At 61.2% G+C, this 13,948-nt stretch carries 9 protein-coding genes; 8 read left to right on the forward strand and 1 reads right to left on the reverse strand.

Features of this window, described 5'->3' with window-relative positions:
• Window position 1: 1 nt before the first annotated feature.
• The 7 genes from D8Y22_RS10655 to D8Y22_RS10685 all read left to right on the forward strand — a co-directional run bounded on the left by D8Y22_RS10655 (window position 2) and on the right by D8Y22_RS10685 (window position 7,110).
• Entirely contained in the window at window positions 2-1,294 is a 1,293-nt protein-coding gene (locus D8Y22_RS10655) for an eCIS core domain-containing protein (RefSeq protein WP_141464695.1), read from the forward strand.
• Window positions 1,295-1,542: 248 nt separating this feature from the next.
• Window positions 1,543-2,247, forward strand: coding sequence for a hypothetical protein (locus D8Y22_RS10660; RefSeq protein WP_141464696.1), 705 nt, complete (start codon window positions 1,543-1,545; stop codon window positions 2,245-2,247).
• A gap of 73 nt (window positions 2,248-2,320) precedes the next feature.
• Window positions 2,321-3,331 carry an eCIS core domain-containing protein gene (locus D8Y22_RS10665; protein ID WP_246084403.1) on the forward strand — a complete coding sequence of 337 codons (1,011 nt, stop codon included), beginning with the start codon at window positions 2,321-2,323 and terminating at the stop codon, window positions 3,329-3,331.
• Between the two features lie 84 nt (window positions 3,332-3,415).
• Complete coding sequence (locus D8Y22_RS10670; protein WP_246084404.1) at window positions 3,416-4,345, forward strand: hypothetical protein; 930 nt, start codon at window positions 3,416-3,418, stop codon at window positions 4,343-4,345.
• Window positions 4,346-4,508: 163 nt separating this feature from the next.
• The gene (locus tag D8Y22_RS10675) at window positions 4,509-5,516 is read left to right on the forward strand and encodes an eCIS core domain-containing protein (RefSeq protein ID WP_246084405.1); all 1,008 of its coding nucleotides are present in this window, start codon (window positions 4,509-4,511) and stop codon (window positions 5,514-5,516) included.
• Between the two features lie 2 nt (window positions 5,517-5,518).
• Window positions 5,519-6,553, forward strand: coding sequence for a hypothetical protein (locus D8Y22_RS10680; RefSeq protein WP_141464699.1), 1,035 nt, complete (start codon window positions 5,519-5,521; stop codon window positions 6,551-6,553).
• 8 nt (window positions 6,554-6,561) lie between these two features.
• On the forward strand, window positions 6,562-7,110 hold the full coding sequence (locus D8Y22_RS10685; RefSeq protein WP_246084406.1) for an eCIS core domain-containing protein: 549 nt from the start codon (window positions 6,562-6,564) through the stop codon (window positions 7,108-7,110).
• A 56-nt stretch (window positions 7,111-7,166) separates the two neighbouring features.
• On the opposite strand, the gene D8Y22_RS10690 is transcribed toward D8Y22_RS10685, so the two are convergent.
• Entirely contained in the window at window positions 7,167-9,440 is a 2,274-nt protein-coding gene (locus D8Y22_RS10690) for a CDC48 family AAA ATPase (RefSeq protein WP_141464700.1), read from the reverse strand.
• 652 nt (window positions 9,441-10,092) lie between these two features.
• Here D8Y22_RS10690 and D8Y22_RS10695 point away from each other — a divergent pair.
• On the forward strand, window positions 10,093-11,079 hold the full coding sequence (locus D8Y22_RS10695) for a hypothetical protein (RefSeq protein WP_246084407.1): 987 nt from the start codon (window positions 10,093-10,095) through the stop codon (window positions 11,077-11,079).
• The last annotated feature ends 2,869 nt before the right edge of the window (window positions 11,080-13,948 follow it).

The raw sequence follows: 13,948 nt of genomic DNA on the forward strand, positions 1-13,948 counted from the left end.
CATGTCGACACGGACTCTCAGTACAGATTGCTCGAGACTCGCACCGATTCTGTCGAACTCTGCGAGCAAGTGGGCTACGAAAAACTGGAAACGTTCTCGGAACGCAGACTCGGACACCGAGACGAGCGAGAAGTCACGAGCACAGACAGCGGACACGTCGTCTTCGTCGGCTGCTGTCCGAAACGGGAGTCCTCAACCGCTGGCGGCGGCCGCCCTCGAGCGAGACGCGGCCAAAGTCGAGACCCACCTCGAGGCAGCGACGTTCGATAACTCCGCTGCGACCGTGGAGCTGGCCGACTCGGCGGCCCCGCGTCTGTTCGGTCGCGATCAGGGAGAAATTCAGCGTTCCCTCAAGGGCACTGATACGAGCACTGACGAGGTCCCCGGGCAAGTGCTGGACGTGCTGAGCAACGGTGGCCAGCCACTCGACGGGACGGTTCAGCGCGCCCTCGAGGAGCGCATGGACGCCGATTTCTCGGACGTGCGCATCCACACGGGCGGCACTGCAGCGAAAGCAGCCGAAGCCATCGACGCGAAGGCGTTTACGTGCGGGAACGATATCGTGTTCAACTCGGGCGAGTACGAGCCAGAGTCGCCAGAGGGACAGCACTTGCTCGCACACGAACTCGCGCACGTCACACAACAGAACGGTGGCGCGCCGATTTCGATGATGCCTCAAGAGGGTGCAGATCTCGAGATTGACCCCGATCCGCAACTCGAGCGCGAGGCTGATCAAGCGGCCGAACAGGCGCTTTCCGGTGAGGAGCCGCTGGTCGTGAATCGGATGGGGACGGATGTGCACATTCAGCGGATGCCTGCCGGTGCTCCAGTGAAAGGTGCAGAAGGTGGCGCGGGCCTGGCCGGCCGGGTGAGTGCCATTGAGGAGTCACTGAGTGAACTGGAGCCGTTGAAGTCACTGGCCGATCGGACCGACGAGCTCAAAGCACAACTGGACGGTTCGGGCGACGGCGGGGTCGCGAAGAAAGTTGGCGCGGCCGGTATTTGGGGCAGCGTCGGTGCCGCACTCACCCAGGCTCAGCATGCCGGTGCCGACGCCCTCGGCGTCGAAAGCCTCCTCGGCAACCTCACTGGCGATGCCCACGCCGACGCCGTTCTCGGAACTGTCATTGCCGGGACCACCGCCGCGAAGATCACTGGTGGCAAAGAAGGCATCTCCGCGCTCAAAAAGCGCGCCAAAGCGTGGTTCTCCGAGTGGCGAGCCAAGAGTAACGAAGACGAGCACAAGAGCCGGGAGGATGGGCAAACCGACGATTCATCACTCAAGTTTTGGTGATGAGAATGAAGGCAAAAATTGTTGGGGAAGATGATGTTGATGTGGGAGTGGAGGTCGTCGATAATAATGGTGCCGGACATCGTATTGTAGTCGGGCATGATGGAGATATAAACGGTCATTCACAAGAGGGGTATTCAGATTACCCGGAAGAACGCTCAAATACAGAAGGAGAGTCCATCACTCAGGCTCGCCGCTATGCAAAATATCACGTCTACCGAGAAACAGGGTACGACACGATTGAGCCGCGTATGAATCCGGATCGGATCGCTGCGGTACTCGCGGCCGTCCACACGATGGACGACGATCAGTTCGAGTCGCTGTTCGATCCGTTCCACCGGCAAGTCGTCAGCTACGACGATCCGTCAGTCGACCCACCGGTCGATTCCCTCGAGTACGTCGATCGCGAGGAGTTCAAACTGTACATGCTCGACGTCTACCTCAAGGAGGATCTCGAGGAGATCCGAGCGACCGCGGACGCGTACAGCGACGAACTGGCGACGATTGTTGACGAAGTCGAATCTCAGACCGACAGTGGCGGTCTCCGACAGAAGGTTGCCAGTTTCGCCGGCCAGGTCCAAGAGCGAACGGCGTCCGGCGACATCGAGCCGCCAGAGTTCTCTATCGAAGCAGTTTCGGATGTCCACATGCTCTACTATGAGGACACTAATGACGATCGCGTCGTCGAGGGCAACCGGCCGCTCGATCGTGAGCCCGATTCCCGACTCGAGTTCACACCGATGCCCGCCCACCCTATAGAGCAGTTTCGGCCCCTAATCGAGGAACACTTGCTCTGCCAGATCAGAGACTGCTACGTCGGGATGGGCGAGGAACCGCCCGCACAGTACCGCGTGCTTGGTCACGGCCTCTACAAATTCGCCCAGAAGTACCGCCACTTCGATTGTTACCCCGACTACGCCGATCCGAACGCCGATGTTCCAGGCTACAGGCCCTAAGTCAGACCTGCAGATAGCATTCATGAGTGTCGAATTCCGTTTCGTGTCGCCGCAGTCGACAGCGAAAAACTCATTGACCCCTGACTGGCGGTCGAAGTTCGCACCGACGCAGACATTACAACGTGGACAGCCATGCATTCAACAAGGCGGTGGCCAGCCACTCGAGGGGACGATTCAGCGCGCCCTCGAGGAGCGGATGGACGCCGACTTCTCGGACGTGCGCATTCACACGGGTGGCTCGGCGGCTGTAGCCGCTGAAGCGATCGACGCTCGAGCCTTTACGTGCGGCAACGATATCGTGTTCAACTCAGGCGAGTACGAGCCAGAGTCGCCAGAGGGACAGCACTTGCTCGCACACGAACTCGCGCACGTCAAACAACAGAACGGTGGCGCGCCGATTTCGATGATGCCTCAAGAGGGTGCAGATTTCGAGATCGATCCCGATCCGCAACTCGAGCGCGAAGCGGACGAGGCCGCAGCGCAGGCACTGAGTGGTGAGAAGCCGCTGATCGTGAGTCGGATGGGGACGGACGTCCACATTCAGCGGACGGCCACCGACGACGGTGGACTCGCGAGCCCATCCCGGATTCGCAAAATCGTCTCCGAAGAGATCGAACAGCGCGTTCCCGAGGCGGTAGACAAGCGATTGGAACAGCGATCCGAGGAAATCGAGGAGATGCTCAGCGGCTCGGGCGAACGTGACGAAGCGGCGTTGGAAGACCTCGGTGTAGATCCCGAGGCGATCGAGGGCGGAGAGAGCAGCGTGTGGGAACGGCTACGCGACGGGGCAACCGACAACCGAACGGCGGTCACCGCCGGAGTCGGCGCAACCGTTGCAGCACTGACGACGGTCGCATCCGCCGGCGCGTTGCCGCTTGCTGCTGGTGCTGCCGTCGCTGCCTCTGGAGCCTTCGCCTCGAGTATGCTCGGCAAAGGGGCTGCCGACGCCGCACTCGGTGAAGAGAGCAGTCTCTCGCCGGAAGAACTCGCGACGATCGTCGAAACGGTCAAACGTGAACTGCGAGAGAGTGGCGAGACTGGAGCGGGTGACTCGACCGGTGACGCAAAGAGTAGGAGGGGATAAATTATGGACGCGATCATAACCGGCGAATCTGAACGAGTTGGTCTTAGCGTCATCGACAACAATGACGTTGAGCATCTCATTGAAATGGATGAAAGTGGCGCGGTCAAATACCATGAGCAAGACGGCTACCCCGACGACCCGTCCAAACGCACCCAGGAGGAACACGAGTGGGTCAATCAAACGCGTCGATTTGCCAAGTTCTACGTCTACCGGCAGCGTGGGTACGAAACAGTCGACCCGCTTTCGAACCCGGATCGGATCGCGACCGCCGCGATGGCCATCGCCAACCATCCCGAAGACACCTTCGAGGACTATTTTGGCGAGTTCTACCAGCAGATGCGCCACGACGCCGGCGAGGCGTCGCCGGTCGTCGAGGTTCCGGATCTGCCACCGGTGACCGTCCCACGCGTCGAACAGGACATCTACCTCGGGCTGGACGAGACCGATACGGCAACCTTACTCGAGGAACTGATCGCCGACGGGACCCTGGAAGCAGTGATTCGAACGGTCGAACAGGCCACCGACAGTGGGGGGCTCGTGAGTCGTATCCAGCAGGCTTTCGCCAGCGACGAGGAGATCGATACCTCCAGTGTGGCAGAAACGTTCAGTGAGGGCATCATCGAGGCCATCGGACCGGTTACGATCCGGTGGGCAAACGGCGACCGCGACGAAGCAGTGACAGATGAGTCCGATGGAGCCGTCCCGAACCGCCATCCTGACGCCCGTCCACAGATGTTCGGCCGTGCGTACCAGTTCGACGACTTAGAGGACTTCCGCCACTCGCTAGTTCGCCACCTGTGCTGTCAGGTTCGTGATTGTTATATCACGATGGGCATCGCTCCACCGGAGGACGTTCGAATTCAGGGGCCGGGGTTCTACGATCACATCGGCTGGTACAGCAATCACGACTTCTATCAGGATTATCACGATCCACAGGCGACGATCACCGACTGGCAAGAACAGCACACGCCCGACGACGCGTACGATCTCTCAGGGCTGCTCGAGTCGGCCTAAGGATATCTTGCTGCGATAATCTCGGCCCCACAACACATAATTTACTGCGCTTACAACTCGGATACATCGACTATCGATGCTCTCACGGACTGTTTGCCGCGGTACGGCTGGCTTGCCGGGAAGAGGGGCGCAATACGATATCGAACACCGAAACGAAGCCTCGTTGCACCGGAACAAAGCTGCCCACCGTGATCACGAACCCGCAGGCGAGGCTGCCGTCCCCGACTCAGTGCAAGCGGTCGTCTCCGAACCCGGCCAGCAACTCGACGGCGAGGTCAAAGCCGGCCTCGAGGGGCGATTGGACGCCTCGCTGGATCACGTCCAGATCCACACGGGGCCGACGGCCCAACAGGCCTGTGAAGAGGTCAACGCCCGCGCGTTCGCGGTCGGGAACCACATCGCGTTCGGTCCCGGCGAGTACGATCCGTCCTCACCAGAGGGCCAGCACCTCATCGCCCACGAGGTCGTCCACACCCTCCAGCAACCAGACGCCCCTCTCTCGATGATGCCCAAAACCGAAGTCGAGATGGAGGTCGACCCCGACCCAGCCGCCGAACGCGAGGCCGACGAGATCGCTGGCCAGATCATGCGCGGCTGGGAGACCGGTCTCGAGGGTGAGATGGCCGACACCGAAATCCACGTCCAGCGATTCACGGGGGCCATCGCCGACATCGGCAGTACTGTGGCGAGTTTCGCGAAGGTCAACCACAAAATACTGAAAGGCGCTCAGGAGGACAAAGCTGACAAGTACGCCCAGATGGGTGCCACTGAGGGCAATATTGAAGAACGCGTCGAAAATCTCGAGGACCAAGTGTCAAAGCTCGGCGAGTACGTCTCCGAGCAGGTCCGGCCCGCCTCGACCAAACGAAAGATGGTCTCCGAAGCCGGGAAGGACGCCCTCTCGAGTGGAGCCGGGTTGGCGACTGGCGCGGGGATTGCCGCGTTAGGACTGGCAGGTCCGCTGGGGGCGATTGCCGGTGCGGCGTTGGCTGGGGCCGCCACCAAAGGAATGCTCGATACCAGTCCTGCCATCGGTCAGACTGCTAAGCAAATGGCACCCGGTCGCGTCCATGAGAAGGCTGGTGCCTTGCGCGACCGCCTGCCAGGCTGGCTCGGTGGCCGGGATGAGGATGATGACGAGTGGGAAGCGAGTAACAAGACGGACTTCTAAGTATGAGGGCAGAAATTAAAAAAGAAACGAATGATGGGTTCGGAGTTCTAGTTACTGACAATAATAATGTCAAACACAAAATTGGAATCTGTGATGACGGGGAGATTGATGGTCATGAGTGTGAGGATTATCCATCAAAACCTGAAAAGCGCACTCGAGAAGAAAGCGAGTACGGTAAGCAAGCCCGCCGCTACGCCCAGTACTACGTCTTCCTGAACCGTGGTTACGATACAGTCAATCCGAAGTGGAAAAACCCAGTCCACCTGCAAGCGGTTCGGTCGGCGATCGATTCGATGGACCTCGAGGAGTTCGAGGACCACTTCGGCGATCTCTACCAGCAACTGAAAAGTCACCACGACGACAGCACCGAGCGCGTCCTGCACCCGCCGGCAGACTCCCAGGACGAGGACTACCACCTCTATCGCAAGCACGTCTATCTCGGGCTCGATCCACTCGAGACCGACCTCGCCGACGATGCACGAGACCTCGCTGCGGAGTTCGGGCTCGATTTAGACGAGCACGCACCGAACGAGACGCCACTAGCGGGACTAACCGATGATGGCCTTGATGCGTGGTCCGGGTTCTCCACGGAGTTGTTCGACCGCTCCGGCGAGGAAGAATTGGCAGAGTTAGCCGAGGGCTTCTACGTCGATACGACCTCCGAACTGCATATGGCGTACCTCGACCACGATGGCATCGAGCAGGTGACGACGGCTATCGAACCCGATAGAGAACCCGACGCCCGGTTCGAAGAACCACCGGTCGATCCCGGCACGCTCGAGCAGTTCCAGCACGGATTGTCGTTCGATCTGGCGTGTCAGATTCGGGATTGTTTCATCCGAATGGGCGTTATGCCACCCGAGGAGTATCAGATTCTGGGTCTGGGCCACATCGCTGCTGCACTCGCCTACGAGGAGGTTGAGTTCTATCCGGACTACCATGCTCCTGACGAGGACGGGGCGTACCTCTCCGACCTCGACTCGAAATACTTCGGTGATGACTCCCTGCTCGGCAGTGTGAAATCACTGCTGAACTGACCGAACCCATGTCGGTACGAACCTACGGTACTGATTCCTCGAAAACTGCACTAATACGTTCGAGTTCCGCGGGCAAGTGGTCCATAGAAAACTGGAAACGCTCCCGGAACGCGGACTCGGACACCGAGACGAGCGACAAGTCACGGGCACAGACAGCCGACACGGCGTCTTCGTCAGCCGCTGTCCGGGATGGAAGCCCCAAACCCCTGGCGGCGGCTGCCCTCGAGCAGGACGCAGCCAAGATGGAGACCCACCTCGAGGCAGCGGCGTTCGATCACTCCGCTGGCGCTGTGGAGCTCGCCGATTCGGCGGCCCCGCGTCTGTTCGGTCGCGACGAGGGTCAGATTCAGCGCTCGCTCGAGGGGACCGACACGACCATCGACGAGGTGCCCGGCAAGGTCCTTGGCGTCCTGAGCAACGGTGGCCAACCGCTGGATCAGCCCGTCCAACGCGCCCTCGAGGGGCGATTGGACGCCTCGCTGGATCACGTCCAGGTTCACACGGGGCCGACCGCCCAGCAAGCCTTCGAAGCCGACGTACTGAGCGGGACTGGATAACCTCCGTTCACAGCACAGACGATGGCACGCCCTGCTGCAGGGATCTTACGCTCGTGTTACGGTGTTCCGCCGAACTGTCGCTCGAGTTCCTCGTAGTGGTGTTTCGTCGCGTCGTCGACGCTCGGCGTGGTCGTTTTGATGGCGTGATCGAAGTGATCGGCGGTCACCGGAATCGTGTCGACGCCGTCGTCGAGGGCCGAAGGGGTAACGGCCTCGACGTACTCCCGTGCTGCCTCCATCGCGGCTTCGCGACAAATCGCTTCGATGTCCGCGCCGACGTATCCTTGCGTTCGACCGGCGAAGCGAGCCAGTTCGACGTCGTCGCCGAGCGACCGGTGTTCGGTGTGGACGGCAAATATTTCGCGACGGGCTTGCTCCCCCGGGATCGGGACGTGGATACGCCGATCGAATCGCCCGGGACGCAAAAGCGCGTCGTCGATGAGATCCGGCCGGTTACTGGTCGCGATCACGACGACATCTTCGAGTTCCTCGAGGCCGTCCAGTTCCGTTAGTAGCTGAGACACTACGCGTTCCTGGACGCCGGCGCCGTCGCCGTTTGACCCGCGCTCGGCAGCGATGGCGTCGATCTCGTCGAAGAAGATCACCGCGGGTGCGTTCGAGCGGGCCTTGTCGAACACCTCACGAACGCCTTTTTCGGATTCGCCGACGTACTTGTTGAGCAGTTCGGGTCCTTTGATCGAGATAAAATTGCTCTGTGCTTCGCTGGCGACCGCCTTGGCCAGCAACGTTTTGCCCGTCCCCGGTGGTCCGTATAGTAACACGCCGTTGGCCGCAGTGAGATGGAGTTCGTCGAAGACCGGTCCATACTCGAGGGGCCACTGGATCGTCTCTCGCAGCCGCTCTTTCGTGGTCTCCAGCCCTCCGACGGCGTTCCAGGACACGTTCGGTACTTCGACGAACACCTCGCGCAGTGCCGACGGATCGACGTTGCACATTGCCCGCTGGACATCCCGATCCGTGACACGGATCGCCTCGAGCGCTGCCGCGTCGATCGTATCCGCTTCGAGGTCGAGCCCCGGGCGAATGCGTCGCAGTGCCGTCATCGCGGCCTCCTTGGCGAGTTGTTCGAGGTCGGCACCGACGAAGCCGTGCGTGTCCGCGGCATACTCCTCGAGCGAGACCGCTTCCGAAAGGGGCATTCCCCGGGTGTGTACCTCGAGGATTTCCCGGCGTCCGTCTTTGTCCGGCACGCCGACTTCGATTTCTCGATCGAAGCGACCGCCGCGCCGGAGCGCGGGATCGATCGCGTCGACTCGGTTGGTTGCCCCGATCACGACGACGTCTCCACGCTCTTCGAGACCATCCAGTAACGAGAGCAGTTGCGCGACGATCCGTCGTTCGACATCGCCGCTGGTATCGTCCCGTTCGGGGGCTATGGAATCGATTTCGTCGATGAAGACGACTGCAGGGGCGTTTTCCGCTGCTTCGTCGAAGACCGACCGCAGTTGCTCTTCGGACTCTCCGTAGTATCGAGACATGATCTCCGGGCCGGAGATGTCCGTAAAGAACGCGTCGATCTCGTTCGCGACGGCTTTCGCGATGAGGGTTTTTCCCGTTCCTGGCGGCCCGTGCAGCAGGACCCCCTTCGGTGGCTCGATCCCCAACTGTTGGAAGAGTTCGGGATAGCGCATCGGCAGTTCGATCATCTCCCGTACCTGCTCGAGTTCGTCGTCGACGCCGCCGATATCTTCGTACGCGATGTCCGGGGCAGATGACCGAGAGTGGGACGTGGACCGGGAGTCGGACGAGGTCCGTTCCCGGGACTGGTCGTCAGTCGATCGCTTCTGGTCTGGCTCGGACGGTCGTTGGTCGACGGTCAGGTTCGTCGACTCGTCGACCACGACGGTGTCGGCTGGTTGCGTCTCCGCGACCTGGACCGGGATCCGTTGTTCGGGGACCGACGATCCAGGTCCGACCCCGAGGGATACGTCGACGTTCTGTCCGAGATCGATCGCTCGACCTTTGAGCCTGCGCTTGACGATCGGCTCGAGGTTGCCTTCGATACGGAGCGTATCGGGGACGGTGACAGAGAGTGTCGTTGCGGTCGGGAGATCGGCCGCTGACACCGTGACACGTTCGCCAATGCTGGTGTCGATCGCCCGACGGACATGACCGTCGATACGGAGAATACCCATGTCTTCGTCTTCGGGATATCCCGGCCAGACGCGGGCGGCTACCTCACCGTCGTTGCCATCGATAAAGACGTAGTCGCCGTTTTCGATACCGAGATCGGCCATTGCTGCCCGATCGACGGCGGCGAGACCGCGACCTGCATCCTTCTGTTTGAGCGAGCTGACGGTTAGTTCCATATACTGTACCCAAAAGTAGAATAATAGATTTCATTAATACTTTTATTTCTCTCTAATAGAAGATAGGCACGGGAAAGTCTGGTCGCGGCCGTAGCGTACTGCCTCCCAAACTGCGTTTCGAGCATCGACAGATGGACGATATCCAATCGGCCTCACTCGGCACCAGTACAGGCGCTTCGGTGTTACGATAGTAATAACTACGACAATTCGTTCCGCCACTAATTGCGGTTCTATCTATCGATGTAACCAAAGTATTTATTGTAGTCTCGTGATGTTTCATAGATAACTAATATATGAACGATGGCGGCACACGCGGATATCGATCGCAGATACCGCTGACGAAAGCGGCTCGAGAGCTGGGGCCGATGCGTCGGCTGCTACTCGACCCGATGGGAACTGCGCGATTAGTTGACTGCCACCAGTACAGCGGTGTACCGTCTTCGGAACCGGTTTTGCCGTGGGATACGCGACAATGACCCGTAGTACAAACGTAACGAAAGCGTCGAAAAAAGTAGTGGCGCAGGTTATCAAACCGGTTCTCCCGGCCGTGATGATCGCAGTCGCGATTGCCGTAACGACAACGGTCACGTTCTGGTTGGCCGGGTGGACCGGCGTTGTGCCACCAGTAGTGATCCCAGTAACGGGCACAACAATGAGTGAGATGCAGGTTCTCTTCCTCACCGCGTTTCTGCTCGGTCTTCTCATTGGTGGCTGTTACCTCTTGTATCGCAACTATCGAGAGGCGTTACATCGGCGCTGGGAGCAGTATTCGACGTGGGCGAAGGCGATGATCAGCGGGTGGATCGCCGCACTCTCGGTTGCCCTGGTGCTATCCGTCGGATACGTTCTCGAATGGCTTACGCTGGCGATACTGTTCGTCGGTGTGTTGCTAAGTTGGCCACTCGCCGTCGGTACGGTGCTGGTGTGGTATCGACGGAGTAGCCGAGCGTCCTCGGCGGTCGATTCGATCAAAGTCGGATACGTACTCACGCGCGGCTTAGAAAGCCGCACGCTGTCGATGATCGTCGGCCTCCTCGTCGCTATCGGGAGTGGTCTCGCGATCGCCGCCCTGACGTGGTATTTCGGGAGATATCTGTGGTGGCTGCCAGTAATCTGTGCCGGACTTGTCTGGGGCGTAGTGACGTTGGGACTCTACAATCGGCGCGAAAATCGAACCGTCGAACGAACCGATCTCGTGATCGCCGACATCACCACCCCGGAGTCTCGAGACGTTCGTGAACTGACTGTCCGGAACACCTCACACAGACCGATCGATCTCTCGGCGGCGTTGATTCGGGATACGGACCTCGACCTCTACAGAACCGGCGTCGACACGACGATCCGGCCGGGAGAAGACGGAACCTTCGAGATCGCGGAGTCGTTTTCCCTCGAGCCGAACGACGACGCGATTAGACTGCCGCTTGGGTACAATCTCAAGCGAGGTGGAGAAACGCCCGTGGTTTTCACGAAGGCAGGAGCGGTTTACTACCTGCAGTGGGCGGAGAAGCCGGCATCGGCGGTCGGTCGCGACAGTTCGAAGCACGTAGCCGAATCAACGACGACCGACGACCGCCAGCCCCCCGCTGAAACGCCCGGCTCGGTGATCGGTTCAACTGGGGCCCCAGCACCGCAGGATTGATACGGACCGTTGTAGTTCTTTACCGGTGATTACCCGGACGGGGTCGGTGATCACCGGTAAAACGCTACAACAATCCGTATGAGACACGCAGTAGCAACTCACCGTCGTACAGTCTACGCCGTTGACGACCCGCCTTCGACCCGCGACAGAAAATACCTCACGCATGTTCGACTCTGACACCGGATTCAGCGTCCCACCGATCGACGACGAGGCGATTCGAGATATCACCAGGAGTACCGACTGGACGGACGACACCGTGAACGTTCCATCGGGATCGCCTGCAGCAATCGCCGGCTCGATCGGACGAATTCTCGGCGACGCTGTCGTGAATCGACACGCCACACCCAGCATTCGGACCCGCCATCGCGATCTACTCACGCTCGATCCATCGAGACTGGCCGGGGGGTTTGCACTCCGGATCGTCGAACGGTATTCGACGATCGACCCGACGTACCGACGCCGTGGGCGGACCGACGCGCAGGTGGCGAACGGGGATTCCACAGCCGACACGGCCGAACTCGAGACATCCACGTTCGAGTCGGCGGCGGGAAACGCGGAGGGGGGACGCTTGCTCTCGGGAGTCTCGGTATCACCGTTTAGAACCGAACCGGGTGATCGAGTGCGCTCGTGGGTCGGGGACGAGGAGACGGCGCCAGATCGGACCTCCCCGCGAGGCCGAAGCGGTCCACAGCGTAACGACCCGCTCGGAACGAAGCCGCGCTTGTCCCGCGGGGACGTGTCTCCGGTTGCGGGGGTCGACGTGGATCGGCGGAGTGGCCGATCTGACCACGACGATCACGACGAGACGAGTCGTCCTTCGTTCACGGGTAACGGCGACGTGGGACGACCCGACGACGGAAACGGACACAGACGAACGGATGCCACGACTGAATCGTCGACAGCTACCGGCGGCCACCGTGCCGGACGGGACAGACTCGAGCAAGCGCCGGAGTCGAGCACCGAAAGCCGCCCCAGTGGAGCCCCGGCGACTCCCGTAGCGACCAATACGACTCCAGCCGCGGGCACCAATTTGGATCGGCGGATCTCGTCGGAGCGAGGGCGCACGAGCGGGACCGACGCCCGTTCGTCGGTAGCGAGAAATCGGGGAATCGCCTCCCGAACGGTTCCAATTGGATCCACAGCAACTCCGATCCGATCGTCGACCCGATCGGATATCGACGACAATCCGCAGCTTCGATCGTTCCAGGCGACGCCAGTCCAGTTCGGCGGTGCTCGAGAAACGGCACGGACCGTCCCCTGGATCCAGCGCTCCGCCGCCAGTCAATCGGTGGCGACCGAGCCCCTGCCAGTTTCGGATCCATCGTCTCAACGGACGGAACGTGAATTCCGACAGGGTATCGAGAGCGGTCGGGGGCGCACCTGGATCGACGCGACGAGTGTTCCCTCGGCCGGAGATCTCCAGCGGTCTCGCAATCGAGACCGGCGAGAGACCGGTGTGACCAGCGCCGGCGAGCGAACGGGCGACAGTGAACCAGTCGTCGCGGTTCGCGACCACGGTCCGGCGAGTGCCCACAGTGTGAGGACACACCGCGACAGCGAGGTGATCGAGTCGCCCTCGAGACGAGGACCGAACCAGACCCACCAGGAGACTGCCACGACAGCTGACGGCGTTGTTCCGCAAAGTGCTGTCGACACTTCTGTCACCGACGGCGATCGCGGGACGACACGGACGGATCGACCGGTTCGAGTTGGTCGTCGGGGGCGAGCAGTGACGTCGGCGAGAGCGACATCACGCGACGGGATCGTGACCGGACAGCACGCGGTGGGAAAGCACGGATCAGCGCGCCAACGCCACGCGATGCGACGTGCGGGCGACGGCCTGACCGCAGCCAGCACGTCGGAAATGAACGCGACGGATGCTCGAACAGCGACGACAGTCGACAACGGGCGTTCGGGTCGATCGAGCAGCAGTGTCGCCACCACATCCGCAGCGATCGGCGACCGGTCTACGGAGACGACGATATCGGTTCTCGCTACGCCCGCGAGCGTCCCGCGCCAACGCTCCTCCGGTGTCCACCACGAATCAGCGATCGGGGTCGCCGGGGGGGATGACCGACCAGCCAGTACGGGGCGAGGATGGTCACGGGACGGTCGGCGCCCTTGGACGGCCTCGTCAGCGGTGTATCACTTCCACGATTCCACGACCGGGCGCGACCGGCGCCCGGTAACTACTACGGCGGGTACCCGACGAAATACGAGGGTACGGAGGCCAGATACGAGGTCCCAGGAGACGCCGAGTGCGGAAGACAGCGTACTCGTCACATCCACAGGACAGACGACGAAGACTGGTATCCCCGACCTGGAGACGAACCGTCGACGGAACCCCTCCCTCGATCCATCGCGAGAGTCCCTCGAGCACCGGTCGTCCCCGGTATCGGTGTCTCCTGGGGCCGGATCCGAAACGGGAATCGGTCGACGACTCGCTCGACTCGCTCGTCCCCCCGGAGTGAGCGAAACTGTCCAGTCCCCCGGCGAAGCACCCGAGGGGCGGACCGCGATAGCATATCCGCCCACCGGCGTCGATTTGAAAGACGCCACAGGCGGCCGGGAGACCGAATCGATGAAAGCGACGAAACCAGCTGTCACGACCGATTCGATCACTGACGCGAGAGCGGACCGCGACCGGCAGCCGGACCGGACGGCTGGACGCCCGATACGAACGGACCGCTCGAGGAGTTCGTTGCGAGTGGCCAGACGGGATCCATCGCCCGTGAACACGCCGGCCGGTCGGACCGAACGTGACCGCACGAAATCCGCGATTTCCCGGGCCAGCAGCTCCACCGTGACGGGTGCGTCGGCCCGGCCATCTCGAGCCGGCAGTCCAACCACTGCGAGTGAGTCGTTGCTG

Origin of the sequence: Salinadaptatus halalkaliphilus, from assembly GCF_006543045.1 — an archaeon.
Classification (GTDB): Archaea; Halobacteriota; Halobacteria; order Halobacteriales; family Natrialbaceae; genus Salinadaptatus; species Salinadaptatus halalkaliphilus.

Bases quoted from the DNA above. Each gene is read 5' to 3' on its own strand.
- D8Y22_RS10655 (WP_141464695.1), top strand. From the start codon at position 2: ATGTCGACACGGACTCTCAGTACAGATTGCTCGAGACTCGCACCGATT.
- D8Y22_RS10660 (WP_141464696.1), top strand. From the start codon at position 1,543: ATGAATCCGGATCGGATCGCTGCGGTACTCGCGGCCGTCCACACGATG.
- D8Y22_RS10670 (WP_246084404.1), top strand. From the start codon at position 3,416: ATGGATGAAAGTGGCGCGGTCAAATACCATGAGCAAGACGGCTACCCC.
- D8Y22_RS10680 (WP_141464699.1), top strand. From the start codon at position 5,519: ATGAGGGCAGAAATTAAAAAAGAAACGAATGATGGGTTCGGAGTTCTA.
- D8Y22_RS10685 (WP_246084406.1), top strand. From the start codon at position 6,562: ATGTCGGTACGAACCTACGGTACTGATTCCTCGAAAACTGCACTAATA.
- D8Y22_RS10690 (WP_141464700.1), bottom strand. From the start codon at position 9,440: ATGGAACTAACCGTCAGCTCGCTCAAACAGAAGGATGCAGGTCGCGGT.
- D8Y22_RS10695 (WP_246084407.1), top strand. From the start codon at position 10,093: ATGAGTGAGATGCAGGTTCTCTTCCTCACCGCGTTTCTGCTCGGTCTT.